Source organism: Halomonas sp. ND22Bw (genome assembly GCF_003011945.1).
GTDB classification, from domain to species: Bacteria; Pseudomonadota; Gammaproteobacteria; order Pseudomonadales; family Halomonadaceae; genus Halomonas; species Halomonas halophila.
Genome location: NZ_PXWD01000001.1, coordinates 586,751 through 610,949, shown reverse-complemented (window position 1 = coordinate 610,949; position 24,199 = coordinate 586,751). Strand labels below are relative to the sequence as shown.

Sequence of the window (24,199 nt, the reverse complement as noted above, 5' to 3'; positions counted from 1 at the left end):
TCTATAACCCACGGGGGGCACTATGGCCACTTTGCTTTTCAGCGGCCGACTGTCAGGTAAATACCGTCACACCTCATTCAGAATGGTGCGGATGGGGAGACTTGAACTCCCACGCCCGAAGGCACCAGAACCTAAATCTGGCGTGTCTACCAATTCCACCACATCCGCACGGGTCAGGCAGGCGTCATTATTTTACGGACGCCTTGCGGCAAGTCAATCGTCGTCGGGCAACTCCAGGTGATCGGCGGCCGCAGCGGCGCGGGCGTCCGGGGTGTCGGCATCCAGGCGCGGCACGATGCCGAGGCAGGGCGCGTTCAGGGTGCGCTCGAGGGTGGCCAGGTTGTCGCGATAGCAGGCCTCGTCGGCAGAGAAGTCGGGGTCGATCAGGTTGCCTACCCAGCCGGCCACGCGCAGGCCGTCGGCGCGGATCGCCTCGGCGGTGAGGCGGGCATGGTTCAGGCAGCCGAGCTTGAGCCCCACCACCAGGATTACCGGCAGCTCGAGGTGCCGCGCCAAGCCGGCGAGGTCCTCCTCGTCGTTGAGCGGTACGCGCCAGCCGCCGGCGCCCTCGATCAGCGTCAGGTCGCGTCGCTCGGCCAGCGGTGCGGCGACGTGGTCGGCCAGGGCGTCGATCGTCGGCCGCTCGCCGATCTGTCGGGCGGCCAGGTGAGGCGCGATGGGCGGCGCATAGGTGTAGGGGTTGATGACGGCGTAGGGCGTGGCCGGTTCGCTCTGGGCCTGCAGGGTCAGGGCGTCGATGTTGCGCAACCCCTCGGCGGTGGCGTCGCAGCCGGAGGCCACGGGCTTGAGCCCGAGAGTGGTCAGCCCGCGGCGGCGGGCCTGGGCCAGCAGGCCGCTGGCGACGAGGGTCTTGCCGGCGTCGGTGTCGGTGCCGGTCACGAAGTAGGCGGTCATCTCAGCGTTCCAGGTCCAGCGTCAGAAGTTGGTAGGAGACAGGCAGGCCGTCCTCGGTGCGCAGCGCTTCGAAGCGGCGGGCGGCGCGGGCGACGTCGGTGCGCGAGAGCCGGGCGCCGTCGCGGGCCACCTGGGCGCCCACGCCCTTGATCGAGGCCATCACCGCGGACAGGTCGGGATAGTGGAAGCGTTCGATGCGCTCCGTGACCTCGACGCGGCGGAAGCCGGCCTCGTGGGCGGCGCGGCGATGGTGGCCGGCGTCGCGGAAGTCGAGCAGGGCGGCGGGGCGCTGCCAGGCCTGGCCGACCTCGGAAAGCGTGCCCGGTGCCAGGGTGTTGATCAGCGCGCGACCGCCGGGGCGCAGCACCCGCCGGACGTCGGCCAGCACGGCGTCCAGGTCCGGGCACCACTGGATCGCCAGATTGGAGACCACCAGATCGAGGCTGCCGCTCGGCAGCGGCAGGTCGGCGGCGTCGGCGCACAGCCAGTGAATGGCCTCGCTGTGGCGGCGGCGGGCCTCGGTGAGCATGCCCGGCGCCAGGTCGAGGCCGTGGATGGTGGCGTCGGCACCGAAGCGTGTGGCCAGCTCGGCGGTCAGGTCGCCGGGGCCGCAGCCCAGGTCCAGCACGGCGCCGGCACGGTCGGGCAGCCGTTCGATCAATCGCTCGGCCATGGCCTGCTGTGCCCGGGCGCGTTCATGATAGTACGGCGCGGCCCGGGAGAAGGCGTGGGCGACCCGGGCGCGCCAGTCGCGATTCCTCTGATCGTTTTGCTCGTCGACGGTGCGCGCGTCGACGGCGTGGCTCGGCTGGGCGGTCATGGCGTGGGCTCCCGGGCCGTCTCGGCCCTGGCCCCGGAAAGCGTCGTGCGCTCGGGTGCCTCGGCGATGGCGGCCAGCGCGTGGGCGAGCTGTGCCGGCTGGCTGATCAGCGGGCAGTGGCCGGCCTCGGGCAGTCGCAGGTCGGCCCGCTGGCGCTCTGCCGGAGCCAGCAGCGGGTCGGCCTCGCCCGCCAGCCGATGCACCGGGCAGGGCGGCGAGGCGAGGCGCTCGGCGTTGTCGATCTCGGCGAGCTGGGCGAGCCCCGCGGCCAGGGTCGCGGTGTCGGCGCTGGCGTCATCGCCGAGCAGGGCGCGCAGCCGGCGATGGGCGGCCCGGGGCGACGGCTCGCCGCCGAGCTGCCAGCGCAGGAAGTGGGTGTGGGTTCCCGCCGGGTCGCGCCGGAAGGCCTTGCGAAACTGGGCCAGGGCGGCGCGGCTGACGCCCTCGGGATGCGGGAAGCGCTCGCTCATGCCGAGCAGCACCAGGGCGCGGGGTGCCGGCAGGCGGTCGAGCAGGGCGCCTGCCAGCAGGCCGCCCAGCGACCAGCCGACCCAGACGGCGTCGCTCGGCAGATCGTTGGCCATGGCCTCGGCCAGTTCGTCCAGCGAGGCGGGATCCTCTAGGGCGTCGCGCTCGCCGTAGCCCGGCCACTCCGGCGTGGTGACCTCGAGCCCGCTCGGCCAGTGGCCGTCGAGCGCCTGCCAGATTCGCGCGTCGCAGCCCCAGCCGCTGAGCAGCACCAGCTTGTTGTCTGCCGATTCGCTCATGCGGCCTCCTCACGCTGGCAGGCGGCCAGCTCGTCGAGCAGGGCGTCCAGGGCGTCGTCGTCGTGGGCGGCGGAGAGCGTGATGCGCAGCCGCGCCTCGCCTTTCGGCACCGTCGGGGCGCGGATGGCGCCGACCCGCAGGCCCGCGTCGCCCAGCCGGGCGGCCCAGCGCAGTGTGCGCGCGCTGTCGCCGAGGCGCAGCGGCTGGATCGGCGTGGTCGATTCGTCCAGCGTCAGGCCTAGGGTGGCGGCTTCCCGGCGGAAGCGCGCGATGCGCTCGTGCAGCCGGGCGCGCCGCTCGGGCTCGGCCTCCAGCACGTCGAGGGCGGCCAGGGTCGCCGCCGCCACGCCTGGCGGCTGGGCGGTGGTGTAGACGTAGGGCCGGGCGAACTGCACGAGATGCTCGATCAGCGCCTCGTCGCCGGCCACGAAGGCGCCGGCGCTGCCCAGCGCCTTGCCCAGGGTGCCGACCAGCACCGGCACGTCATCGACGCCGTGGGTCCGGCCGGCGCAGCCGTCGCCCACCTCGCCGAGCACGCCCAGGCCGTGGGCGTCGTCGATCATCAGCCAGGCGTCGTGGCGGCGGGCGGTGGCGGAAAGCCCCGCCACGTCGGCCACGTCGCCGTCCATGCTGAACACGCCGTCGCTGACCACCAGCGCCGGGGCGTCGCTCGGGGCGCGGGCCAGCAGGCGTTCGAGGTCATCGAGGTCGCGGTGGTGGAAGCGCCGCGAGGGCGCGCCGGCCAGCCGGGCGCCGTCGATCAGCGAGGCGTGATTGAGACGATCCTGGAAGACCGGCGTATGGCGATCGCACAGCGCCTGCAGCACGCCCAGGTTGGCCATGTAGCCGGTGGAGAACAGCAGCGCCCGGGGGCGGCCGGTGAGCGCGGCGAGGCGCTGCTCCAGCGCCTCGTGAATCTGCTGATGGCCGCACACCAGGTGCGACGCCCGGCCGCCGGCGCCGAAGCGCCGCGCGCCCTCGGCCTGGGCCTCGGCGAGCCGCGGGTCACGGGCGAGGCCGAGATAGTCGTTGCCGGCGAAGTCGAGCCGGCCGTCCGCCGGCCCTACGGTAGGCCGGGTGCGCCACAGCCCTGCGGCGCGGCGGGTCTCGGCCCGCTCGGCCAGGCGACGCGACCAGGTCTCGGCCATGGGGTCAGGCTCCGGTGGCGTCGTAGAACAGGGCGTCGTCCTGGCGCTCGCGCATGGCGGCTTCCAGGGCGGCCTCGGTCTTCTCGTCGTCGGCGCAGGTCTCGCGCTGCTCCGGGTGCAGGCCGAGCTTGTCGAACAGCGCCCGGTCGCGCTCCACCTGGGGGTTGCCGGTGGTCAGCAGGGTGTCGCCGTAGAAGATCGAGTTGGCGCCGGCCAGGAAGGCCATGGCCTGGGTGGACTCGTCCATCTGCTCGCGGCCGGCGGACAGGCGCACGTGGCTCTTCGGCATCAGGATGCGGGCCACGGCGATGGCGCGGATGAACTCCAGCGGGTCCAGGTCCTCGGCGTGCTCCATCGGGGTGCCCGGCACCTTGACCAGCATGTTGATCGGCACCGACTCGGGATGCGGCTCCAGGCGCACCAGCTGCTGGAGCAGGGCGGCGCGGTCGCGGGGCGCCTCGCCCATGCCCAGGATGCCGCCGGAGCAGACCTTCATGCCCGCCTCGCGCACGTTGGCCAGGGTATCCAGGCGGTCGGCGTAGGTGCGGGTGGTGATGATCTCACCGTAGTAGTCCGGCGAGGTATCGAGGTTGTGGTTGTAGTAGTCGAGCCCGGCCTCGGACAGGCGCTTGGCCTGATCGACGTCGACCATGCCCAGGGTCATGCAGGTCTCGAGCCCCAGCGCCTTGACCTGGCTGACCATCTCCATGACCACCTCGAGATCCTTTTCGCGCGGGCTGCGCCAGGCGGCGCCCATGCAGAAGCGGCTGGCGCCGGCCTCCTTGGCGGCCTTGGCCTGGTTCACCACCTTCTCGATCTCGAGCAGCTTCTCCTTGCCGAGCCCGGTGTTGTAGTGGCCGGACTGAGGGCAGTACTTGCAGTCCTCCGGGCAGGCGCCGGTCTTGATCGACAGCAGGGTGGAGACCTGCACGGCGTTGGCATCGAAGTGCGCGCGGTGGACCTGCTGGGCGCGGAACATCAGGTCGTTGAAGGGCAGCGCGAACAGCGCCTCGATCTCCTCGAGGGACCAGTCGTGGCGAAGGTCCGGACGACTGGCTAGGGTCAGATCAACCGGGGCGTTGTCGTGGGGCTGGGCAGGCATGAGGGGCTCGCTTATGGTCAACTTGGCACGAATACGTGAGTTGACCGATAGGGTACGGAGGCAGGTCGGCATGTCAACCTTGTGGCGACATGAGGTTGACGACTGGCTGCGTCGCGTCCTGCCGGGCCGCTGCGCCTTCTGCCTGGCGGCCTGCGAGTCCGGCCGCCCCTGGTGCGCCGCCTGCCACGCGGCGCTGCCCTGGAATCGCATGGCCTGCCCGGTCTGCGCCGAGTCGCTCCCGGCTACCATCACCCCACGGCCCTGTGGCCGCTGCCTGCGTCGGCCGCCGGCCTACCTTCGCGCCCGGGTACCGCTGCGCTACGAGGGCGAGGTGGCGGGGCTGATGCAGCGTTTCAAGTTCCATGCCTCGCCGCGGGCCGGCACGCTGCTGTTGACGCTGCTGGAGGAGGGGATGAAAGAGGGGATGAAAGAGGGCCAGGCTGGCATCGCGCCGCCCCAGGCGCTGATCGCCGTGCCGCTGCATCCGCGACGCGCCCGTGAGCGCGGCTTCGACCAGGGCCGCTGGCTGGCCGAACGGCTGGCGGCGAGGCTCGAGGTGCCACTCGTCATGGCCCGGCGGACGAAGGATACGCCGAGCCAGCGGGGCCTCGACCGGCGAGGGCGGCGGGGCAACCTGCGCGGGGCCTTTGATGTGTCCGAAACGCTGCCGCCTCGGGTGGCGCTGCTCGATGACGTCATGACCACCGGCGCCACCCTCGACGCCCTGGCCCGGGCCTGTCGCCGGGCGGGCGCCGAGGACATTGAAGCGTGGGCGATCGCGAGAACGCCGCCGGGGCACGGCAGCGCCTAGCGGCCTTGCCGGGGGATCAGGCCGGGGAGGCGTCGCGGTGGTCGACCAGCCGCTCGCCGGCGGCCAGGGTCTCGCGCTCGTGGGGTTCGTCGCGCCAGGGCTCGGCGAGGGCGGCCCGGTACCAGGCCTGCGTTCCGGGCAGGGCCAGCAGCCGCTCGACGTAGCCGCGGGTGGCCGCGCCGAGGGGCAGGTCAAAGCCCTGCACGCGAAAGGCGACCGGGGCGAAGAAGGCGTCCACCGCGGTGAATGTTCCTCCGGCCAGGAAGGGTCCGCCGAACGTCTCCAGCCCTTGCGCCCAGAGCTCTTCCAGACGCGCCAGGTCGTGCCTCAGCGGCTCGGAAAGCGTCGTGACCCGCACGCGCAGCCCGCAGTTCATGGGGCATTCGTCTCGCAGTGCCCGGAAGCCGGAGTGCATCTCGGCGCAGGCCGATCGCGCCCAGGCGCGAGCGTCGGCCGCCGCCGGCCACACGCCGGGATGGTGTTCGGCCAGATACTCGACGATGGCGAGGGAGTCCCAGACGGCGATCTCGCCGTCGATCAGGCAGGGCACCTGGCCGGTGGGCGAGAAGGCGCGAAACGAGGCCCAGTTCGCATCGGCGTCGAAGGGCGTCAGCCGTTCCTCGAAGGGAATGGCCAGCTCGCTCATCAGCAGCCAGGGGCGCAGCGACCAGGATGAGTAGTTCTTGTTGGCGATATGCAGTCGATACACGGCGGCAGGCCTTTCGCGAGGGAAGGAAACGGGATCAATGCGACGTGGCGATTAGCGAGCCACCGGCGGCCATGAACAGGCCGCCGGTGGCACGATGAAAGCCCCTGGCACGGCCGGGATGACGGAACCACTGGCCGAGGCCCGATCCCATGGCGGCGTAGAGCCACATCAGGCTGAGGTCGATCACCGCCCAGGTGGCGGCGAGGATGGCGAACTGCGCCAGCTGGGGCTCACCCACGTCGATGAAGTTGGGGAACAGGGCGGCGAAGAACAGCAGATCCTTGGGATTGCTGATGCCGACCAGGAAGCCCTGGCGGAACAGGCGGAGGCTGGAGGTGTTCGCGGACGGAGGCGCCTCGGTGGCGTCCGGGGCGTCCAGCGGCGAGTCGTCGCCGGAGCGGCGCCAGGCCTGAAGGCCGAGGATCACGAGATAGGCGCCGCCGAGGAGCTTCAGCACGTGGAAGGCGGTCTCCGAGGCGGCCAAGATGGCACCGAGGCCCAGCGACGACAGCACCATCAGGGCCAGCGAGGCCAGGGTGCCGCCGCACACGGTGGCCGTGGCGCGGCGGCGGCCGAAGCGCAGGCCGTGGCTGGTGCAGAGCAGCGCCACCGGGCCGGGGAAGATGATCAGGGCGACGATCACGCCGAGGTAGGTGATCCAGGTAAGCAGTTCCATGGCGTGTCTCCGGCCGGGATGTCCGTGAAGTGCATCGGGCACCGTGCCGATGGAGGCACCAGCATAGGGCAGGCGCGGGGACGATTTCCAGGCCGCCGGCGCGGCAGGCCGGGCGGCTTTGTTACCATGGCGTTTTGCCTGCGACGAGAACGCCCATGACCGATGCGATTCATCCCTTTGCTCGCCTCGAGCCCGCCCGGGTCGTGGCGGCGGTGGAGTCCCTGGGCTTCTGGCTGCCGGGCGAGCCCTTCGCGCTCAACAGCTACGAGAACCGGGTCTACCTGGTGCATGACGACGAGCGTCGCCGCTGGGTGGTCAAGTTCTATCGCCCGGGCCGCTGGACCGACGCCCAGATCCAGGAGGAGCACGACTTCCTGGCCGAGCTCGAGGCGGCCGGTGTGACGGTGGCCGCCCCCTGGCGCGATGACGCGGGGGCGAGCCTGCACCGCCACGACGACTTCCGCTTCGCGCTGTTTCCCCATCTGCCCGGCCAGGCGCCGGAGCTGGACCATCCCGAGCACCTGTTCGCCCTCGGCGAGACCATCGGCGCCGTGCACGCGGTGGGCGAGCGCCGGGCCTTCGTGCATCGTCGCCACCTGGCGCCGCGGGCGATGGCCGAGGAGGCCGCCGAGACGGTGCTGGCCAGCCGCTGGCTGACGGATCATCAGCGCCCCGCTTACGAGCGCATCAGCCGGGGCCTGATCGAGGCGCTCGGCGCCCGGGACTGGCCGGCACGACAGCTGCGGGTCCAGGGCGACTGCCACCTGGGCAACATGCTGGGCCGCGACGAGCACTTCGCGCTGGTGGACTTCGACGACTGCCTGATGGCACCCGCGGTGCAGGACCTGTGGATGCTGCTCACCGCCGAGGACGAGGGCGAACGCCAGATGCAGCTCTCCGAAGTGATCGAGGGCTATGAGCAGCATCGCGACTTCGATCGTGGCGAGCTGGCGCTGGTGGAGCCGCTGCGTGCGCTGCGGCTGATGCGCCACAGCGCCTGGCTGGTGGCGCGCTGGGAGGATCCGGCCTTTCCCCAGGCATTCCCGTGGCTGGCGGATGCCGGCTACTGGGACGCTCACCTGCGCGAGCTCGAACAGCAGCGGGTGATGCTGGACGGCACGGCCCGCTGGCTGTCCTAGGCACTGCCCGAAAAGTGTCTGCGCTTGGTTATACGGTGTTAACAATCAGCTCGGGCGCGAGTCCGATCAAAATGCTCATTTACCGATCGTAAACTCCGCCTTTTCGCTAATTTTTGCCTTGCGACCCACAGGGAGGTGGGAAGTGCGTTGGCCCGTCGGGAACGGGCCTAGCCCTAACCTTCGCTCGCCGACTTTTCACACAGCGCCTTGTCGCCGCCTGATCGCCTGAGTGCCGGTTACGGCTGGTCGGCGGCCTCGTCGGCGTCGTGCTGGCGGCGACGGGCGTTGATCTCCGCGGAGGGGTTCGCCTGCTGTTCCAGGCTCAGCGGCCGGGTCAGCGTCAGCACGAAGACGTCATCCGGCGTCAGCCGGCAGCGGTCGCCCTGGCAAGCCGCGAGGCCGAAGTCGCCGTCCGCGTCGTAGGCGCCGGCAGTGAGTTCGCCGCTATAGATGGCGCTGTCGGCGCCGGCGGTCTCGATGCAGGTCAGGGCGCTGGCGGTCAGCCGCACGCGCTCGCCGTTGCGCCGGGCATCGCCGGTGACGACGCAGTAGTCGGGAAGGCGGTGGCTGCCCCGCTCGCTGTGGACCGGGTGCATCACCACGTCGTCGAGGCGCGGGGTCTCGGCGTCGAGGGTGAGGTCATCGACCAGGGCCATGGCGACCCGAGCGTCGGCGGGCAGGGAGAGGGTGTCGCCCATCGCCAGGCTCGGCAGGGTCAGGGCAGTTGCCATCAGCAGGATCGTCGGCTTGAACATGTCGGTGCTCGGCAGGCAGCGGGTCGAAAGAAGAGGGTCGGCCCAACTCTACCATAGCCATCGGCGGCAAGAAGCCGCCCTGGCGCGACATGGCGTCGCTCCAATCGGATGCCGAGGCCGCCATGGCACTGCGTCGGGCGGCGCCTTGCGCTAGAATAATGCGTTCCCCGAGCCGCTGGTTGTACAAAAGCGGTTTTTTGAATAATTTATGTATAAGGTGTGGCCGGGCCATCGCCGACGCACCGACATCACGACTCTGCATGGGGCCTGACCATGACCGAACATCTCGCCAACCACTACCGCCAGATCATCGAGGGACTGGGAGAGGACCCCGAACGCGAGGGGCTCCGTGACACCCCCAAGCGGGCCGCCAAGGCCATGCAGTTCCTCAACCACGGCTATCAGCAGTCGCTGGAGGAGATCGTCAACGGCGCGGTCTTCGCCTCCGAGACCGACGAGATGGTGCTGGTGAAGGACATCGAGCTGTACTCGATGTGCGAGCATCACCTGCTGCCGTTCATCGGCAAGTGCCACATCGCCTATCTGCCGCGGGGCAAGGTGCTGGGGCTGTCCAAGTTCGCCCGGATCGTGGACATGTACGCCCGTCGCATGCAGATCCAGGAGAACCTGACGCGCCAGATCGCCGAAGCGGTGCAGCAGGTCACCGAAGCCCGCGGCGTGGCCGTGGTCGTCGAGGCGCGTCACTTGTGCATGATGATGCGCGGCGTCGAGAAACAGAATTCCAGCATGACCTCCTCGGTGATGCTCGGTGCCTTCCGCGAGCACCAGAGCACGCGCCAGGAGTTCCTGACCCTGGTTCAAGGCCGCTGAGGCCGCGAAGGAGAGCGATATGCCACTGCACGCGCTGGGCGACGAGCACCTCGATCACGATCTGGCCACGATCCGTATCAAGGATCTGCGCCTGAGGACCCATGTCGGCATCAAGGAAGAGGAGATCCAGAATCGCCAGGACGTGGTGATCAACATGGTGATCCGCTATCGCGCCGACAAGGCGGTGGCCTTCAATCACATCGAGCAGGCGCTGAACTATCGCACCATCACCAAGGAAGTGATCGCCCACGTGGAGGGGCATCGCTTCCAGCTGCTGGAGCGCATGACCCGTGAGGTGCTCGACCTGGTGATGAGCTACGAGCAGGTGCTCGCCGCTCAGGTCGAGATCGACAAGCCCCATGCCCTGCGCTTCGCCGACTCGGTGTCGATCACGCTCTCCGACTCCCGCGAGGCGCGGCGCGAGGGTTGAGACGCAGGGGGATCGCCGCGCGAAGGGTTGAAGATCGCTCATGGATGAGCGGTTGGCGTGTCGGGGGGCTTGCGCTTAGCATGAGGTGCATCCCCGCAAGGCCGCACGCCAGGAGTCAACCATGGAAGCCCTGAAGGAAACCCAGCTCTACTGCCCGTTCGCCTACATCGACGGCAGCTGGGTCGCCGCCGACAGCGGCGAGCAGATCAACGTGATCAATCCCGCCACCGGTGAGCCGATGGGCGACGTGCCCCGGCTCGGCCGCGCCGAGACAGAGCGCGCCATCGCCGCCGCCGACGCGGCCCTGCCGGCCTGGCGTGCCCTCACCGCCCAGGAACGGGCCGATATCCTGATGAAGTGGCACGACCTGATGCTCGAGCATCAGGACGACCTGGCCATGATCATGACCTTCGAACAGGGCAAGCCGCTCAAGGAAGCCGCCGGCGAGATCGCCTATGCGGCGAGCTTCCTGCGCTGGTTCGCCGAGGAGGCCCGCCGGGTCTACGGCGAGACCATTCCCGCCGCTCAGTCCCAGCAGCGCATCCTGGTCACCAAGCAGCCGATCGGCGTGGTCGGCGCCATCACGCCGTGGAACTTCCCGGCGGCGATGATCACGCGCAAGGCCGGCGCCGCGCTGGCCGCGGGCTGCACCTTCGTGGTCAAGCCGGCCAGCCAGACGCCGTTCTCCGCCACCGCGCTGGCGCTCCTGGCCGAGCGCGCCGGGGTGCCGCGCGGCGTGTTCAACGTGGTCCCCGGACGTGCCTCGGAGATCGCCGCGGCGCTGACCGAGTCCCCGGTGGTGCGCAAGATCACCTTCACCGGCTCCACCGAGGTGGGCCGCGAGCTGATGAGCCAGGCCTCGCGCCACGTGCAGAAGATCTCGCTGGAGCTCGGCGGCAACGCGCCCTTCATCGTGTTCGAGGACGCCGATCTCGACGCCGCCGTGGAAGGCGCCATGGCCGCCAAGTTCCGCAACGCCGGCCAGACCTGCGTGTGCACCAACCGCTTCCTGGTGCAGTCCAGCGTGGTCAACGCCTTCTGCGAGAAGCTGGCGGTGGCCATGAACAGCGAGCTCAAGGTGGGGGACGGCACCCAGTCAGGCGTCAATATCGGCCCGCTGATCGACGACAAGGCGGTGGCCAAGGTCTCCGAGCACGTCCAGGACGCCGTGGACCACGGCGCCGAGCTGCTGCTCGGCGGCCATCCGCATCCGCTGGGCGGCAACTTCTTCACGCCGACCCTGATCAACGCCGCCAACGACAGCATGAAGGTCGCCACCGAGGAGACCTTCGGCCCGCTGGCCGCGGTCTTCCCCTTCGACGACGAAGAGGATGCCGTGGCCATGGCCAACGACACCGAGTTCGGCCTGGCCTCCTACTTCTATTCCCGCGACCTGGGACGCGTATGGCGCGTCTCCGAGGCGCTGGAGTACGGCATGGTCGGCATCAACACCGGGCTGATCTCCAACGCCGCGGCGCCCTTCGGCGGGGTCAAGGCCTCCGGCCTCGGTCGTGAGGGCGGTCATCAGGGCATCGAGGAGTTCCTCGAGACCAAGTACCTGTGCATCGACCTCGGTGGCTAGACCGGAAGCCTGAAGATCGGCCCTGCGCGCCTGGAAGCTGGAAACAAACACCCCGCCGAGCATGCTCGGCGGGGTGTTTGTTTCCAGATACCAGAGAAAACGGCTGGGCGAAGGTCAGGCTAGGCGAAAAGCGGCGAAAGAGCGGAGTTTGCTTTAGCAAATGAGCATCTTGATGCCGCTTTTCAACGACGCATGGCCGAGCTCCAGCGTTTTCCTCTCCGCTCAGTGGCGGAAGTGGCGCATGCCGGTGAACACCATGGCGATGCCGGCCTCGTTGGCGGCGTCGATCACTTCCTGGTCGCGCATGGAGCCGCCGGGCTGGATCACCGCGGTGATGCCGGCCTTGGCGGCGGCGTCGATGCCGTCGCGGAACGGGAAGAAGGCATCGCTGGCCATCACCGAACCGGGTACGGACAGGCCTTCGTCGGCGGCCTTGACGCCGGCGATCTTGGCCGAGTAGACGCGGCTCATCTGGCCGGCGCCCACGCCGATGGTCTGGCCGTCCTTGACGTAGACGATGGCGTTGGACTTGACGTACTTGCCGACCTTCCAGGCGAAGGCCAGGTCACGCATTTCCTGCTCCGAGGGAACGCGCTCGGTGACCACGGTCAGCTCGTCGCGGCCGACCATGCCCAGGTCGCGGTCCTGGACCAGCAGGCCGCCGGTGACGCGCTTGAGGTCGTGGGCGTGCTCGCGCTCGCCGGGCCAGTGCGCGGAGATGTCGAGCAGGCGCACGTTCTTCTTCTCGGCGACGATCTCGCGGGCCGCGTCCTCAACGCCGGGGGCGATGATCACCTCGACGAACTGGCGGTCGATGATGGCGCGGGCGGTCTCGGTGTCCAGCGGGGTGTTGAAGGCGATGATGCCGCCGAAGGCACTGGTCGGGTCGGTGGCGAAGGCCTTGTCGTAGGCCTCGAGCTGGCTGGCGCCGACGGCCACGCCGCACGGGTTGGCGTGCTTGACGATCACGCAGGCGGTCTCGGCGAAGCTCTTCACGCACTCCAGCGCGGCGTCGGTGTCGGCCACGTTGTTGAACGACAGCGGCTTGCCCTGCAGGGTCTCGGCGGTGGAGACGCTCGGCTCCTGGCAGTTCGGCTCGACGTAGAAGGCCGCGGACTGGTGCGGATTCTCGCCGTAGCGCATGGACTGCTTCTTGTGGAACTGCAGGTTGTAGGTGCGCGGGAAGCCGTCCTCGCCGCCCTCGACGCGCTGGCCGAGGTAATCGGCGATGGCGGCGTCGTAGCCGGCGGTGTGCTCGAAGGCCTTGACCGCCAGGTCGAAGCGGGTGGCCTGCTGCATGCCGCCCTGAGCGACTTCCTCGAGCACGCGGCCGTAATCGCCGGCGTCGACCACGATGGTGGTGTAGGCGTGGTTCTTGGCGCAGGAGCGGACCATGGTCGGGCCGCCGATGTCGATGTTCTCGATGGCGTCCTCGAGGCTGCAGTCCGGACGCGCCACGGTGGCCGAGAACGGATACAGGTTGACCACCACCATGTCGATCGGCGCGATGTCGTGCTCGGCCATCACCGCGTCGTCCTGGCCGCGACGGCCGAGGATGCCGCCGTGGATCTTCGGATGCAGGGTCTTGACGCGGCCATCCATGATCTCGGGGAAGCCGGTGTGCTCGGAGACCTCGGTGACCGGAATGCCGTTCTCCTGCAGCAGGCGGAAGGTGCCGCCGGTGGAGAGCAGCTCGACGCCCTGGTCGCTGAGGCCGCGGGCGAAGTCGACGATGCCGGTCTTGTCGGACACGCTGATCAGGGCGCGACGGACCGGAGTGGAAGAGGCTTGGGACATGAAGGTCACTCTGTTGGGCGTTGAGGGAACATCGAAACGCAAGCGAGGGCGCTCGATGGCGCCCTCGCGGGAATTCAGATCAGCCCGTAGTGCTTGAGCTTCTTGCGCAGGGTGCCGCGGTTGAGGCCGAGCATCTCGGCGGCGCGGGTCTGGTTGCCCTGGGCGTTCTCGAGCACCGAGGCCAGCAGCGGCGCCTCGACCTCGGCCATCACCATGGCGTGAAGGTCGGTGACGTCGCCGCCGTCGAGGTGGTCGAAGTAGCGTCGCATGGCGGCGTCGACGGCCTCGCGCAGGGGCATGTCGCCGTGGGGGCTCAGCGCGCTGCCGTCGGCCTCGTCGAGGCGCCGGGAGGCTCGGGCGTCCAGCTCGGTCAGCGCGGAATTCTGGTCAAGGGCTTGGCTGCTGGTCATGCGGCACAGGTTCCATCTGGCGTCATGGCCCGGGCGACACGGTGCGGCGCCGTGGCGGGGTCATGACGAAAGAGTTCGTCGATGAAGCGGCACTGGTCAGCGGGGCTGTCCAGGCCATTGAAGGTGGCGCGCAGGGCACGTCGTCCGTCGTCGTCGAGGCGTGCATCGCCGGCCAGGTACCAGCCGAGATGCTTGCGGGCGATGCGCACCCCCATGTGCTCGCCATAGAAGTCGTGCAGGGCCACCAGGTGGCCGTGGAGCACCGCCGCGCGTTCGGCGTCGTCGGGCGCCGCGAGGCGCTGGCCGTGTCGCAGGTAGTGATCGATCTCGCGGAAGATCCAGGGGTTGCCCTGGGCGCCGCGGCCGATCATCACCGCATCCGCCCCAGTATAGTCGAGGACGTGGCGGGCCTTCTCGGGCGAGTCGACATCGCCGTTGGCGAAGATCGGCAGCTTCACCGCGGCCTTGATGGCGGCGATGGTGTCGTACTCGGCCTCGCCGCCGTAGCGCTGCTGGCGGTGACGGCCGTGCACGGCCAGCGCCTGGATGCCGGCGTTCTCGGCCAGCTTCGCCACCCGCACGCCGTTGTTGCTGTCGGCGCACCAGCCGGTGCGGATCTTCAGCGTCACCGGCACGTCCACCGCGGCGACCACCGATTCGAGGATTTCGGCCACCAGCGCCTCGTCCCGCAGCAGCGCCGAGCCGGCGGCCTTGTTGCAGACCTTCTTGGCCGGACAGCCCATGTTGATGTCGATGATCTCGGCGCCCATCTCGGCGTTGAGCCGTGCCGCCTCGGCGAGCATCTCGGCGTCGCCGCCGGCGATCTGCACGGCGCGGGGGCCGGGCTCGCCGCGATGGTCCATGCGCAGCCGCGACTTGCGGGTGTGCCACAGATTCGGGTCCGAGGTCACCATCTCGCCCACCACCAGGCCCGCGCCCAGCCGCCGGCAGAGCGCGCGGAAGGGGCGGTCGGTGACGCCGGCCATGGGGGCCAGGATCACCCGGTTCGGCAACGCATGAGAGCCGATGCGCGGCAGGGGACGTGAGTCGGGCATGGTCGAGATCGATGGTTCGAAGGGGGGACATATCATACGCCCCCCGATGGCCTGGGTGAAGGATCGGTGTGCGGCAGAGCGTCGCCCGACATGGCAGTGCCTGCCCCGGGCGACGCCCGGCCGATCAGCCGTCGGCGGCGCGGCGTCCGGTGAGGCGCACCCAGCCCTCGCGCACTTCGGGCTCGTCCATGATCAGGCCGCGCGCCTCGTAGGCCTCGCGCACCTCGTCGGCCTGGGCCTCGAGGATGCCGGACAGCGCCAGGCGGCCGCCCGGCGCCACGCGCCCGGCGATCTCGCCGGACAGCTCGACCAGCGGGCCGGCCAGGATGTTGGCGATCACCACGGGGAAGCGCGCCGCGGCGTCGAGCTGCTCCGGGTAGTGGAGCGCGAAGTCGTCTTCCTCGACGCCGTTGCGCTCGGCGTTGTCGCGGCTGGCGGCGAGCGCCTGGGGATCGATGTCGGTGCCCCGGGCCGAGCTCGCGCCGAGCTTGAGCGCGGCGATGGCGAGAATGCCGGAACCGCAGCCCACGTCCAGCACCTCGCGGCCGTCGAGCTCGCCGGCCACGGCCAGGCCGTCGAGCCACGAAAGGCACAGCGCCGTGGTGGGGTGGGTGCCGGTGCCGAAGGCCAGGCCGGGATCGAGATGCAGGTTGACCGCCTGGGGGTCCGGCGCCTCATGCCAGCTCGGCACGATCCACAGCTTCTGGCCCATCTGCAGGGGCTCGAAGTCGTCCATCCAGGCGCGCTCCCAGTCGCGATCGTCGAGCAGCTCGTGCTCGATCTCGGGGCAGGGCTCGCCGGGCATGGCCTCGGACCAGGCGCCGGCCAGGCGTTCGAGCATCGCGGGCAGGCCCTCGAGATCGTCGTAGAGGCCGGTCAGCACCGTCTCGTCCCACAGCGGTGTGGTGCCTCGCTCGGGTTCGAACAGCGGGTCGTCCTGGGCGTCCTGGAGGGTGATGGCGGTGGCGCCTTCGTCCAGCAGCAGTTCCTCGAGCAGGTCGGCCTGCTCGGGGGCGATGCGGGCCTTGAGTTGCAGCCAGGGCATGGGAACTCCCGGGAATCGCGTGAGGAAACGACGGCGGGGCGGCCAAGCCGCCCCGCTGCCGGAGGAGTGTCGACCGGGCTCAGAGGCCCAGCTTCTTCTCCAGGTAGTGGATGTTGACGCCGCCCTGCTGGAAATAGCCGTCGCGGACCAGATCCTTGTGCAGGTCGGTGTTGGTCTTGATGCCTTCGACCAGCAGCTCGTCCAGGGCGTTGCGCATGCGGGTCAGCGCCGTCTCGCGGTCGACGCCCCAGGTGATCAGCTTGCCGATCAGGGAGTCGTAGTGCGGCGGCACCGAGTAGCCGGTGTAGACGTGGGAGTCCATGCGCACCCCGATGCCACCCGGCGGGTGGTAGAGGGTGACCTTGCCCGGGGAGGGCATGAAGGTCCGGGCGTCTTCGGCGTTGATGCGGCACTCGAAGGCGTGACCACTGAGCTCGATCTCGTCCTGGCTGACGGACAGCGGCAGGCCGGAGGCGATGCGCAGCTGTTCGCGGACGATGTCGACGCCGGTGACCATTTCGGTGACCGGGTGCTCGACCTGCACGCGGGTGTTCATCTCGATGAAGAAGAACTGGCCGTTCTCGTACAGGAACTCGAAGGTGCCGGCGCCGCGGTAGCCGATCTCGATGCAGGCGTCGGTACAGGCCTTGAGCACCTGGGCACGGGCGTCCGGATCGAGGCCCGGGGCCGGTGCTTCCTCGAGCACCTTCTGGTGACGGCGCTGCAGCGAGCAGTCGCGGTCATAGAGGTGGATGGCGTTGCCCTGGCCGTCGGCCAGCACCTGGACCTCGACGTGGCGCGGGTTCTCGAGGAACTTCTCCATGTAGACGGTGCCGTCGCCGAAGGCCGAGTGGGCCTCGGTGCGGGTCACGGTCACCGCGGAGAGCAGGTGGCCCTCGGTGTGCACCACGCGCATGCCGCGTCCACCGCCGCCGGCGGCCGCCTTGATGATCACCGGATAGCCGATGCGCCGCGCGGTGGCGAGGATCTCGCCCTCGTCGTCGCCCAGCGGGCCGTTGGAGCCCGGCACGGTCGGCACGCCGGCCTTCTTCATGGCCTCGATGGCGCTGACCTTGTCGCCCATCAGGCGAATGGTCTCGGCGCGGGGGCCGATGAAGGTGAAGCCGGAGCGTTCCACCTGCTCGGCGAAGTCGGCGTTCTCCGAGAGGAAGCCGTAGCCGGGGTGGATGGCGCTCGAGTCGGTGACCTCGGCGGCGCTGATCAGCGCCGGGATGTTGAGGTAGGACTGCGCGGAGGAGGCCGGGCCGATGCACACGGCCTCGTCGGCCAGGCGCACGTGCATCAGGTCGCGGTCGGCCTTGGAGTGCACCGCGACCGTGCGGATGCCGAGCTCCTTGCAGGCGCGCAGGATTCGCAGAGCGATCTCGCCGCGATTGGCGATGAGAACCTTGTCCAGCATGATGGGGTCCGCCAATGTGGGTGAAGGGATCAGGAGATGACGACCATCGGCTGCTCGAATTCGACCGGCTCGCCGTCGTCGACCAGGAAGGCCTCGATGACGCCGTCACGATCGGCCTCGATCTGGTTCATCATCTTCATCGCCTCGACGATGCAGATGGTTTCACCCTTCTTCACGCTCTGGCCGACTTCGGCGAAGGGCTTGGCGCCCGGGGCCGGGGCGCGGTAGAAGGTGCCGACCATCGGCGACAGCACTTCCTGGCCCTGGTAGGCCGGCGCCTGCTCGGCGGCGGGCTCGGCGGCAGCGGCCGGTGCCTGCGGGGCCGGCGCGGCGGGCTGGGCCGGTGCGGCCGGCCAGGCGGGAGCGGCCGGCTGCGGGTAGGCGGTGCCGTTGGGGTGACGGCTGATGCGCACAGACTCTTCGCCTTCCTGGATCTCGATCTCGCTGATGTTCGACTCTTCCAGCAGCTCGATCAGCTTCTTGACCTTGCGAATATCCATATGACGTCGTCTCGATGGTGAGTTCGGGGGTAGCGGCCGGCGCAGTCAACCATGGCTAACTTGCTATAGATCGCGGCAAGATGGCGTCTCTTGTCGCCTCTATCGGCCTCGAAAAGCGGTGTGGGCGGAGTTTGCCGAAATTCATGGGCGATGTCCAGCGGCCCGAACGGCGTTCGCCAATGAACCCTAGCCCGGGCGGCTGCCGGCGTCGAGCGAGGCGCTGACGCCCTCCAGGTGGCGGGCCAGCCGATCGGCGTCGACCTCGCCCTGGATGCGCGCCTGGCGCAGTTCGCGACCGCCGTCGAAGAATAGCAGGCTCGGTGGGCCGAACAGTTCGAAGCGTTCCAGCAGCGCCCGGCTGTCGGCGTCGGTCTCGGTCACGTCGACCTCGATACGGTGGAAGCTCGCGAGCGCCTCGGCCACCGGCGGGGCGGGGTAGACCTCGCGCTTCATGACCTTGCACGAGATGCACCAGTCCGCGGTGACGTCGACGAACACCGGCCGGTTCGCCGTGGCGAGAGCGGCGTCCAGTTCGTCGAGGCGGGTGACCACGGTCACCGGCTCGGGGGCGCCGGCACCGTCAGTGGCGGCAGCCTCGCGCTGGGCCAGCGGGCGCAGCGGGTCCTCGGCGCCGCTGGAGGCGCCGATCACCAGGGTCACGCCCCATGTCAGCAGCAGCAGGCCCAGCGCCTGGCGGGCCCGGGCCCAGCCCGGCGGCGTGTTCAGGCTCAAGGCGCCGAGGGCCAGCGCCGCGCCGATGGCCAGGGCGGCCCACAGCAACAGCGCCACCGGGCCCGGCACCAGGCGCTCGATCAGCCAAACGGCGACGCCCAGCAGCAGGATGCCGAAGGCGGCCTTGATGCCGGTCATCCAGGCGCCGGTGCGCGGCAGCAGGGCCGGGCCGAAAGTGCCGACCAGCAGCAGCGGCACACCCATGCCGAGCGCCAGGGTCAGCAGGGCGGCGCCGCCCATCGCGGCATCGCCGGTCGAGGAGATGAACACCAGGGCGCCGGCCAGCGGCGCCGAGACGCAGGGTGAGACCACCAGTACCGAGAGTGCGCCGGCCAGCGCCAGGCCGGCCGGGCCGCTCCGCTGGGCACGGGTCTGCCAGGCTTCGATGCGCCCGGACAGCCGCGGCGACAGGCGCAGGTCGAAGGCGCCGAACATGGCGAGGGCGAACAGCGTGAACAGCGCCGCGAAACCGATCAGTACCGGGGGCGACTGGAGCCTGGCCTGAAGATTCAGCCCGGCGCCGAAGCTGCCCATCAGCACGCCCGCGACGGCGTAGGTCAGCGCCATGCCGGCCACGTAGGACAGCGACAGCGCGAAGGCGCGGGAACGGCTGGGCTGCTGGCCGACGATGATCGAGGACAGGATCGGGATCATCGGCAGCACGCAGGGGGTGAAGGTCAGGCCCAGGCCGGTGAGGAAGAACAGGCCCAGCACCAGCGGCAGGCTGGCGTCCGCGAGCAGGGCGCTGAAGCGGCCATCCTCGCTGATCGGGGCCGCGGGCGCGCCGCCGGTCGTGCCGGCAGCGTCCCGGCCGTTGCCGCCCGGTGGCGTCGCATCGACGTCGGCGAAGGCGGCGGGGGCTTGCCCCTCGGGCGCCTGCAGCGAGACGCTCTCGGGCGGATAGCAGAGACCGGCATCGGCACAGCCCTGGAAGCCGAACGTCAGGTCGAGCGGGCCCTCGGCGTTGCCGCCGGCGCGCTCGATGGGCACCGTGAAGGTGACCCGATCGTAAAAGACGCGCACGTCGCCGAGGAATTCATCGGTCTTGGCCGTGCCGGCCGGCAGGCGAGGCTCGCCGAGGCTGACGCCCGGGGTTGCGCTGTCGACACTGAAGCGATGGCGATAGAGATAGTAGCCGTCGGCATTCTCGACGCCGATCGTCAGCGTCTCGCCGTCGTGCCAGGCGCTGGGCTGGAAGGCCTCCTCGACGGGCAGGAAGTCGCCGTCGCTGCCGCCGTCGTCGAACCACTGTGCCTGGGCGATGAGCGGGATCCATAACAGCAGAAGCAGGCTTATCAAGCGGCGGGCGTGCGGCACGGGGTGGTCCTTGAGCGTGAGTGAGCGTCATCGATGGCGCCGCCGCGAGCACGACGGCGGGTTTGTGACCCGTGGTGGGGCATGGGGTTCCACGGCGTCGGCCGCTATGCTCTGATGCGGGAAGCAGCGGTGCCGGTTCGGCATCGGCGTTAGCATATCGTAGCGGCGGGGTAGCTGTGGATGCGCCTTGCCGTCGCAGCTCGGCGGATTCCGAGCCCACATCGTCAGGGAAATCCTATCATGGCATCGAAGCGACGGGCGGCCGAACGGCGTCGCCGCAGTAAAGAGACGCTGGAGCGTCCGCAATACGGTTGGATCTGGAAGCCGCTGCTGGCGGTGCTGGTGATCGCGCTGGTCGTGGCGCTGGGGTTGGGCGTCTGGTGGAGCCGCACGCCGGCGTTGAAGCCGGTGTCGGATGACGCCGTCGCCGCCTCCGACACGGCGCCGGGCATGGCCGTCGTGGGTGGCCTGTCGGGCCTGGTGGGGACGCTGCTCGACAAGCCGGGCGGCTATCTGCACAACGACCTGGCCCCGCCTGGGGTATGGCTCGACAACATGCCGGCCTGGGAGCTCGGCGTGCTCGGCCAGGCGCGCTGGATGAGCCAGTCGCTGCCGACCATGGCCGGCAGCGACGCCTCGGCGCTGGATGCCGCTCGCACCGCGCTGGAGGGCGACGCCGACGACTGGTTCTATCCCTCCACCGAGCGTCGCCTCGAGCAGGCTCGCGTCGCCCTCGACGGCTATCGCCAGGCGGTGGCCGGCGGTCAGGCCGCCTTCGCGACCGATGCCCAGGGTCTGGCGGCCTGGCTGAACGGCGTGTCGCGTGGGCTCGATGACATGGGGCGGCGCCTCTCGGCCAGCGTTGGCAGCCCCGAGGCGCTGGCCGGGCTGGACCTCGACACCGAAGGGCTGCCCACGGAGACGCCGTGGTACCGGCTCGACAACGTCTTCTTCGAAGCCCGCGGCCAGACCTGGGCCCTTTATCGCCTGCTCGAGGCGGTGCGTCGTGACCAGGCCGAGCGGATCGAGGCCGCCGGGCTGACGATGCGCTGGGAGGCCCTGCTGGCCGAACTCGAGCTCAGCCAGCGACGGCTGTGGAGCCCGGTGATTCTCAACGGCTCCGGCTTCGGGCTGTTCGCCAATCACTCGCTGGTGATGGCGCATCATGTGCTGCGTGCCCGGGACCTGAGCCGCGAGCTCGCAGAGGGGGTGGCGACGCAGCTTGATGCCCTCGAGGTGCCGGCGGCCGATGACGACGCTCGGCGGGAGGGCGGCGCGGAGACCGTCGCCGCAGAGAACGAGACGGCGCGGGAGGTGGCTGCCGAGCCGGAGGCGAGCGAAGGCGAGGTCAAGGCGACTCGGGACGCGGCGAACGGTGATGGTGACGTGACGGCGGAAGAGGTCGGTGGGGAAGAGGCCGTCGAGGAAGAGGGGGTCGAGGAAGTGGGCGTCGAGGAAGAGGGGGTCGAGGAAGTGGGCGTCGAGACTGAGGAAAATGACGCCGTCGGTGAGGCCCTGTCCATGCCGGAGGCCGACGAGGAGCGTTGAGTCCGTCGCCATGCCGGAATGACGAAGGGGCCGCCCATCGGGCGGCCCCTTCCTGTCCGGGCATGATCGCGGGCGATCAGGCCTTGTCGTGCGCCGCGGCGGCCTTCTCGATGGCCTTGCGGGCGGCCTCGACGCCTTCCCAGGATTCCACCTTGACCCACTTGCCCTTCTCGAGATCCTTGTAGTTCTCGAAGAAGTGGGCGATCTGCTGGCGCAGCAGTTCCGGCAGGTCGGTCACTTCCTGGACGTCGTCGTACAGGCTGGACAGCTTCTCGTGCGGCACGCAGACCAGCTTGGCGTCCTCGCCGGCTTCGTCGGTCATGTTCAGGATGCCGACCGGACGCGCGCGGATGACGCTGCCGGGCTGGACCGGATACGGCGTCACGACCAGGGCGTCCAGCGGGTCGCCGTCGTCGGCCAGGGTATGCGGGATGAAGCCGTAGTTGGCCGGGTAGAACATCGGAGTGGCCATGAAGCGGTCGACCAGCAGGGCGCCCATGTCCTTGTCGATCTCGTACTTGACCGGGGCATGGTTGGCCGGGATCTCGATGGCGACGTAGAGGTCGTTGGGCAGGTCCTTGCCGGCGGGGATGTTGTCGAAGTTCATGAGGGCGTCCTTCTATGGCTTATGGCCCTGGGCTTGTGGCCCTGGCGGGTGGCCGTCGGGTGAAATTCGGCGAATTATACGAGGCCGCTCCGGCGATTACCAACCCGACCTAGGTCGTCCGAGCGGGGATGCGGTCGCCGTGGCCCCGGAGGGCGGGTCGACGACGGGGGGAGAGCCAGGCCCCCGGGCTGGCGTGTATCATGAGCGCTCATGGAGGGAGGCCTTGCGGTCTCGAAGTCGCTGACACACAAGGAGATCGTCGTGGCATCCGCGCAACTGTCATTGAGTTTCGGCCAGGCCTTCGTGGTGCCGGATCGCGGCCGGCATCGCAGTTCGATGTCGGTCTGCGTGCCCGACGAGACGGCGCTGCTGACGAGCAAGGGCGCCAGTGCGCTGATCACCGATTCCACCTCGCGCAACCCGCTGGCCAAGCAGGCGGGCGACCTCAGCGTGCAGGGGTTTCTGGCCGACTTCTACTCGACGCCCGAGCACTGGGGGGCCAAGGTGTCGGCGCACCGGGTGCTGCACGCCCTCAACGGCTGGTGCTACGGGCAGAGTCGTCAGGTCCGCGATGGTGGCTACGTGAGCTCGGTGTCGGCGATGGTCTATCAGGGCCAGACGGCGCATCTCTTTCATATGGGCGATACCCTGGTGTTCCGCCTGCGCGGAGCCGAGTTCGAGCAGCTCAGTCGCGATCACGTCACCGACCTCGGCGGCTACCGCTATCCCTCGCGGGCGCTGGGCATGGATGTCAGCCTCGATATCGACTACGTGGAGATGCCGCTCAAGCAGGGGGACATCTTCCTTTTCACCACCCAGGCGGTGCAGGGCACCCTGATGCCGTCGGACTACGTGCGACTGATCCGCGAGGACGCCAGCGACCTGCACGCGGCCTGCGAGCGCCTGGCCGAGACCGCCAGCGAACGGGCCCGGGAGCGCGGCTACGGCGGCGATCCGTTCTGCTTCCAGCTGGTGCGCATCGATGCGTTGCCCGAGGCGCAGGAGGATCGGCCGGACCGTTCCTACGGCGAGCTGCCGATCCCGCCGGAGCTGGCGGTGGGCGAGCGGCTGGACGGGCTCGAGGTGCTGGAGGTGCTGTCGCGCACCGCGCAGTCGCGGGTCTACCGGGTGTGTGACACGCACACCGAGCGCGAGATGGTGATGAAGGCGCCGAGCCCGGAGCTCTCCAGTCGCAACGCCTACCTGGAGCACTTCCTGCTTCAGCAGTGGATCGTCGAGCGGGTGCGCTCGCCCTTCGTGGTGCGGGTGATGACGCCCTCGCGGCCGCGCCGTTACCTCTACTACCTGATGGCCTACGTGGAAGGCATGACGTTGGAAGAGTGGGCGCGGCGTCATCCCCGCGCCAGCCTCGGGCAGCGGCTCGATATCGCGACCCAGCTCGGCAAGGCGGTCCAGGCGCTGCACCGGCGCGACCTGCTGCATCAGCAGATCCATCCCGAGAACGTGCTGATCGATCGCCATGGCCAGGTGGTGCTGGCCGACTTCAGTGCCTGTCACCTGCGCGACGTGGACGGTCATCGGCGCTCGAGGGGGCTGCTGCGCCAGGTGGGGCTGACCGAGCACAGCGCGCCGGAGTACGCCATGGATGACGAGGTCGGCCGACGCAGCGACCAGTATTCGCTGGCCTCCACCGTCTACTGGCTGCTGACCGGCGCCTTGCCCTACGAGCTGCCGGTAAAGGACCTGCTGCGCCATACCGATCTGGAACGGATGCACTATCGCAGTGCCCAGGCGCTCAATCCCGAGGTGCCGGCGGCGCTCGACGAGGCCCTCAAGCGTGCCCTGATGCCTCAGCGGGCCCTGCGCTTCCGTCGCCTGTCGGAGTTCCTGCATGCCCTCAAGACGCCGAAGCCGGCGTCGGACGGGGGGCCGCCGAAGCGGGGTGGAGCGACGTGGTTCTGGCAAGTCGTGGCGGCCGCGCTGCTGGTGTTGCTGGTGCTGAGCTGGCTGTTGAGATAGGAACCGACGTGGGCTAGCCGCCTTTGGCGCCGAGCTACAAGAAAACCCCGAAGGTTTTGCCTTCGGGGCTTCTTTTTGCGTCGTTCGTGTCGCGGGCGGATCG

23 protein-coding genes and 1 tRNA gene are annotated in these 24,199 nt (G+C 69.6%); 7 read left to right on the top strand and 17 right to left on the bottom strand.

All coding sequences use genetic code 11. The annotated features are described in order from the left end of the window. Nucleotides 1–83 precede the first annotated feature (83 nt). From CVH10_RS02875 to bioB, 6 genes are all read right to left on the bottom strand, one after another. Nucleotides 84–168, bottom strand: a tRNA-Leu gene (locus CVH10_RS02875). Nucleotides 169–213: 45 nt separating this feature from the next. After that, a complete protein-coding gene (gene bioD / locus CVH10_RS02870; protein ID WP_106487751.1) occupies nt 214–915 on the bottom strand; it encodes a dethiobiotin synthase in 702 nt (233 codons plus the stop codon). A 1-nt stretch (nt 916) separates the two neighbouring features. Then, the gene (locus CVH10_RS02865; RefSeq protein WP_106487750.1) at nt 917–1,735 is read right to left on the bottom strand and encodes a malonyl-ACP O-methyltransferase; all 819 of its coding nucleotides are present in this window, start codon (nt 1,733–1,735) and stop codon (nt 917–919) included. Further along, on the bottom strand, nt 1,732–2,502 hold the full coding sequence (locus CVH10_RS02860) for an alpha/beta fold hydrolase (protein WP_106487749.1): 771 nt from the start codon (nt 2,500–2,502) through the stop codon (nt 1,732–1,734). Before CVH10_RS02860 ends, CVH10_RS02865 begins: the two co-directional genes overlap by 4 nt. After that, the gene (gene bioF, locus CVH10_RS02855; RefSeq protein ID WP_106487748.1) at nt 2,499–3,650 is read right to left on the bottom strand and encodes an 8-amino-7-oxononanoate synthase; all 1,152 of its coding nucleotides are present in this window, start codon (nt 3,648–3,650) and stop codon (nt 2,499–2,501) included. Before bioF ends, CVH10_RS02860 begins: the two co-directional genes overlap by 4 nt. Before the next feature lie 4 nt (nt 3,651–3,654). After that, nucleotides 3,655–4,752, bottom strand: coding sequence for a biotin synthase BioB (bioB, locus tag CVH10_RS02850; protein ID WP_181244341.1), 1,098 nt, complete (start codon nt 4,750–4,752; stop codon nt 3,655–3,657). Nucleotides 4,753–4,822: 70 nt separating this feature from the next. Between bioB and CVH10_RS02845 the strand changes: the two genes are divergently transcribed. Further along, complete coding sequence (locus CVH10_RS02845; protein WP_369335713.1) at nt 4,823–5,563, top strand: phosphoribosyltransferase family protein; 741 nt, start codon at nt 4,823–4,825, stop codon at nt 5,561–5,563. A 16-nt stretch (nt 5,564–5,579) separates the two neighbouring features. Here the strand turns inward: CVH10_RS02845 and CVH10_RS02840 are convergent, their stop codons facing one another. Both CVH10_RS02840 and CVH10_RS02835 read right to left on the bottom strand, forming a co-directional pair. Then, nucleotides 5,580–6,272, bottom strand: coding sequence for a glutathione S-transferase family protein (locus CVH10_RS02840; RefSeq protein WP_106487747.1), 693 nt, complete (start codon nt 6,270–6,272; stop codon nt 5,580–5,582). A gap of 34 nt (nt 6,273–6,306) precedes the next feature. After that, a complete protein-coding gene (locus CVH10_RS02835) occupies nt 6,307–6,948 on the bottom strand; it encodes a LysE family translocator (protein WP_106487746.1) in 642 nt (213 codons plus the stop codon). A gap of 155 nt (nt 6,949–7,103) precedes the next feature. Between CVH10_RS02835 and CVH10_RS02830 the strand changes: the two genes are divergently transcribed. Next, complete coding sequence (locus tag CVH10_RS02830; protein ID WP_035599689.1) at nt 7,104–8,087, top strand: serine/threonine protein kinase; 984 nt, start codon at nt 7,104–7,106, stop codon at nt 8,085–8,087. A 236-nt stretch (nt 8,088–8,323) separates the two neighbouring features. Here CVH10_RS02830 and CVH10_RS02825 read toward each other — a convergent pair whose 3' ends face one another. Continuing rightward, nucleotides 8,324–8,842, bottom strand: coding sequence for a hypothetical protein (locus tag CVH10_RS02825; protein WP_035599686.1), 519 nt, complete (start codon nt 8,840–8,842; stop codon nt 8,324–8,326). Between the two features lie 273 nt (nt 8,843–9,115). Here CVH10_RS02825 and folE point away from each other — a divergent pair, with 273 nt between their 5' ends. The 3 genes from folE to CVH10_RS02810 all read left to right on the top strand — a co-directional run bounded on the left by folE (nt 9,116) and on the right by CVH10_RS02810 (nt 11,685). Next, nucleotides 9,116–9,673 (top strand): GTP cyclohydrolase I FolE, encoded by a 558-nt coding sequence (gene folE, locus CVH10_RS02820; RefSeq protein WP_035599683.1) that lies wholly within the window; start codon nt 9,116–9,118, stop codon nt 9,671–9,673. A 19-nt stretch (nt 9,674–9,692) separates the two neighbouring features. Then, on the top strand, nt 9,693–10,103 hold the full coding sequence (gene folX, locus CVH10_RS02815; RefSeq protein WP_052052603.1) for a dihydroneopterin triphosphate 2'-epimerase: 411 nt from the start codon (nt 9,693–9,695) through the stop codon (nt 10,101–10,103). Nucleotides 10,104–10,224: 121 nt separating this feature from the next. After that, nucleotides 10,225–11,685, top strand: a complete 1,461-nt coding sequence (locus tag CVH10_RS02810) for an NAD-dependent succinate-semialdehyde dehydrogenase (RefSeq protein WP_035599680.1) — start codon at nt 10,225–10,227, stop codon at nt 11,683–11,685. 222 nt (nt 11,686–11,907) lie between these two features. Here the strand turns inward: CVH10_RS02810 and purH are convergent, their stop codons facing one another. The 7 genes from purH to dsbD form a co-directional block, all read right to left on the bottom strand. Then, nucleotides 11,908–13,482, bottom strand: coding sequence for a bifunctional phosphoribosylaminoimidazolecarboxamide formyltransferase/IMP cyclohydrolase (purH, locus tag CVH10_RS02805; protein ID WP_106487745.1), 1,575 nt, complete (start codon nt 13,480–13,482; stop codon nt 11,908–11,910). Between the two features lie 74 nt (nt 13,483–13,556). Next, on the bottom strand, nt 13,557–13,781 hold the full coding sequence (gene fis, locus CVH10_RS02800) for a DNA-binding transcriptional regulator Fis (protein ID WP_235207488.1): 225 nt from the start codon (nt 13,779–13,781) through the stop codon (nt 13,557–13,559). 107 nt (nt 13,782–13,888) lie between these two features. Then, nucleotides 13,889–14,947, bottom strand: a complete 1,059-nt coding sequence (gene dusB / locus CVH10_RS02795) for a tRNA dihydrouridine synthase DusB (RefSeq protein ID WP_081945903.1) — start codon at nt 14,945–14,947, stop codon at nt 13,889–13,891. Between the two features lie 124 nt (nt 14,948–15,071). Next, nucleotides 15,072–15,992 (bottom strand): 50S ribosomal protein L11 methyltransferase, encoded by a 921-nt coding sequence (gene prmA / locus CVH10_RS02790; protein WP_035599674.1) that lies wholly within the window; start codon nt 15,990–15,992, stop codon nt 15,072–15,074. Between the two features lie 79 nt (nt 15,993–16,071). After that, nucleotides 16,072–17,412 carry an acetyl-CoA carboxylase biotin carboxylase subunit gene (gene accC, locus CVH10_RS02785; RefSeq protein ID WP_035599672.1) on the bottom strand — a complete coding sequence of 447 codons (1,341 nt, stop codon included), beginning with the start codon at nt 17,410–17,412 and terminating at the stop codon, nt 16,072–16,074. Nucleotides 17,413–17,441: 29 nt separating this feature from the next. Further along, nucleotides 17,442–17,912: an acetyl-CoA carboxylase biotin carboxyl carrier protein gene (gene accB / locus CVH10_RS02780; protein WP_035599669.1), complete on the bottom strand. Its 471-nt coding sequence runs from the start codon at nt 17,910–17,912 to the stop codon at nt 17,442–17,444. 186 nt (nt 17,913–18,098) lie between these two features. Further along, nucleotides 18,099–19,961, bottom strand: a complete 1,863-nt coding sequence (dsbD, locus tag CVH10_RS02775) for a protein-disulfide reductase DsbD (protein WP_106487744.1) — start codon at nt 19,959–19,961, stop codon at nt 18,099–18,101. Nucleotides 19,962–20,201: 240 nt separating this feature from the next. Here dsbD and CVH10_RS02770 point away from each other — a divergent pair, with 240 nt between their 5' ends. Beyond that, entirely contained in the window at nt 20,202–21,509 is a 1,308-nt protein-coding gene (locus CVH10_RS02770) for a DUF2333 family protein (RefSeq protein ID WP_369335712.1), read from the top strand. A gap of 76 nt (nt 21,510–21,585) precedes the next feature. Here CVH10_RS02770 and ppa read toward each other — a convergent pair whose 3' ends face one another. Beyond that, a complete protein-coding gene (ppa, locus tag CVH10_RS02765; protein ID WP_035599659.1) occupies nt 21,586–22,116 on the bottom strand; it encodes an inorganic diphosphatase in 531 nt (176 codons plus the stop codon). 261 nt (nt 22,117–22,377) lie between these two features. On the opposite strand from ppa, the gene CVH10_RS02760 reads away from it, so the two are divergent. Further along, nucleotides 22,378–24,096 (top strand): bifunctional protein-serine/threonine kinase/phosphatase, encoded by a 1,719-nt coding sequence (locus CVH10_RS02760; protein WP_035599704.1) that lies wholly within the window; start codon nt 22,378–22,380, stop codon nt 24,094–24,096. Nucleotides 24,097–24,199 lie beyond the last annotated feature (103 nt).

Excerpts from the sequence above, each read along its gene's own strand:
- folE (WP_035599683.1), top strand. The coding sequence starts at position 9,116 with ATGACCGAACATCTCGCCAACCACTACCGCCAGATCATCGAGGGACTG.
- fis (WP_235207488.1), bottom strand. The coding sequence starts at position 13,781 with ATGCCCCTGCGCGAGGCCGTCGACGCCGCCATGCGACGCTACTTCGAC.
- accC (WP_035599672.1), bottom strand. The coding sequence starts at position 17,412 with ATGCTGGACAAGGTTCTCATCGCCAATCGCGGCGAGATCGCTCTGCGA.
- CVH10_RS02865 (WP_106487750.1), bottom strand. The coding sequence starts at position 1,735 with ATGACCGCCCAGCCGAGCCACGCCGTCGACGCGCGCACCGTCGACGAG.
- folX (WP_052052603.1), top strand. The coding sequence starts at position 9,693 with ATGCCACTGCACGCGCTGGGCGACGAGCACCTCGATCACGATCTGGCC.
- CVH10_RS02770 (WP_369335712.1), top strand. The coding sequence starts at position 20,202 with ATGGCATCGAAGCGACGGGCGGCCGAACGGCGTCGCCGCAGTAAAGAG.
- prmA (WP_035599674.1), bottom strand. The coding sequence starts at position 15,992 with ATGCCCTGGCTGCAACTCAAGGCCCGCATCGCCCCCGAGCAGGCCGAC.
- ppa (WP_035599659.1), bottom strand. The coding sequence starts at position 22,116 with ATGAACTTCGACAACATCCCCGCCGGCAAGGACCTGCCCAACGACCTC.
- accB (WP_035599669.1), bottom strand. The coding sequence starts at position 17,912 with ATGGATATTCGCAAGGTCAAGAAGCTGATCGAGCTGCTGGAAGAGTCG.
- bioF (WP_106487748.1), bottom strand. The coding sequence starts at position 3,650 with ATGGCCGAGACCTGGTCGCGTCGCCTGGCCGAGCGGGCCGAGACCCGC.
- CVH10_RS02845 (WP_369335713.1), top strand. The coding sequence starts at position 4,823 with ATGTCAACCTTGTGGCGACATGAGGTTGACGACTGGCTGCGTCGCGTC.
- bioB (WP_181244341.1), bottom strand. The coding sequence starts at position 4,752 with ATGCCTGCCCAGCCCCACGACAACGCCCCGGTTGATCTGACCCTAGCC.
- bioD (WP_106487751.1), bottom strand. The coding sequence starts at position 915 with ATGACCGCCTACTTCGTGACCGGCACCGACACCGACGCCGGCAAGACC.
- dusB (WP_081945903.1), bottom strand. The coding sequence starts at position 14,947 with ATGCCCGACTCACGTCCCCTGCCGCGCATCGGCTCTCATGCGTTGCCG.
- CVH10_RS02860 (WP_106487749.1), bottom strand. The coding sequence starts at position 2,502 with ATGAGCGAATCGGCAGACAACAAGCTGGTGCTGCTCAGCGGCTGGGGC.
- CVH10_RS02830 (WP_035599689.1), top strand. The coding sequence starts at position 7,104 with ATGACCGATGCGATTCATCCCTTTGCTCGCCTCGAGCCCGCCCGGGTC.
- CVH10_RS02825 (WP_035599686.1), bottom strand. The coding sequence starts at position 8,842 with ATGTTCAAGCCGACGATCCTGCTGATGGCAACTGCCCTGACCCTGCCG.
- purH (WP_106487745.1), bottom strand. The coding sequence starts at position 13,482 with ATGTCCCAAGCCTCTTCCACTCCGGTCCGTCGCGCCCTGATCAGCGTG.
- CVH10_RS02835 (WP_106487746.1), bottom strand. The coding sequence starts at position 6,948 with ATGGAACTGCTTACCTGGATCACCTACCTCGGCGTGATCGTCGCCCTG.
- CVH10_RS02810 (WP_035599680.1), top strand. The coding sequence starts at position 10,225 with ATGGAAGCCCTGAAGGAAACCCAGCTCTACTGCCCGTTCGCCTACATC.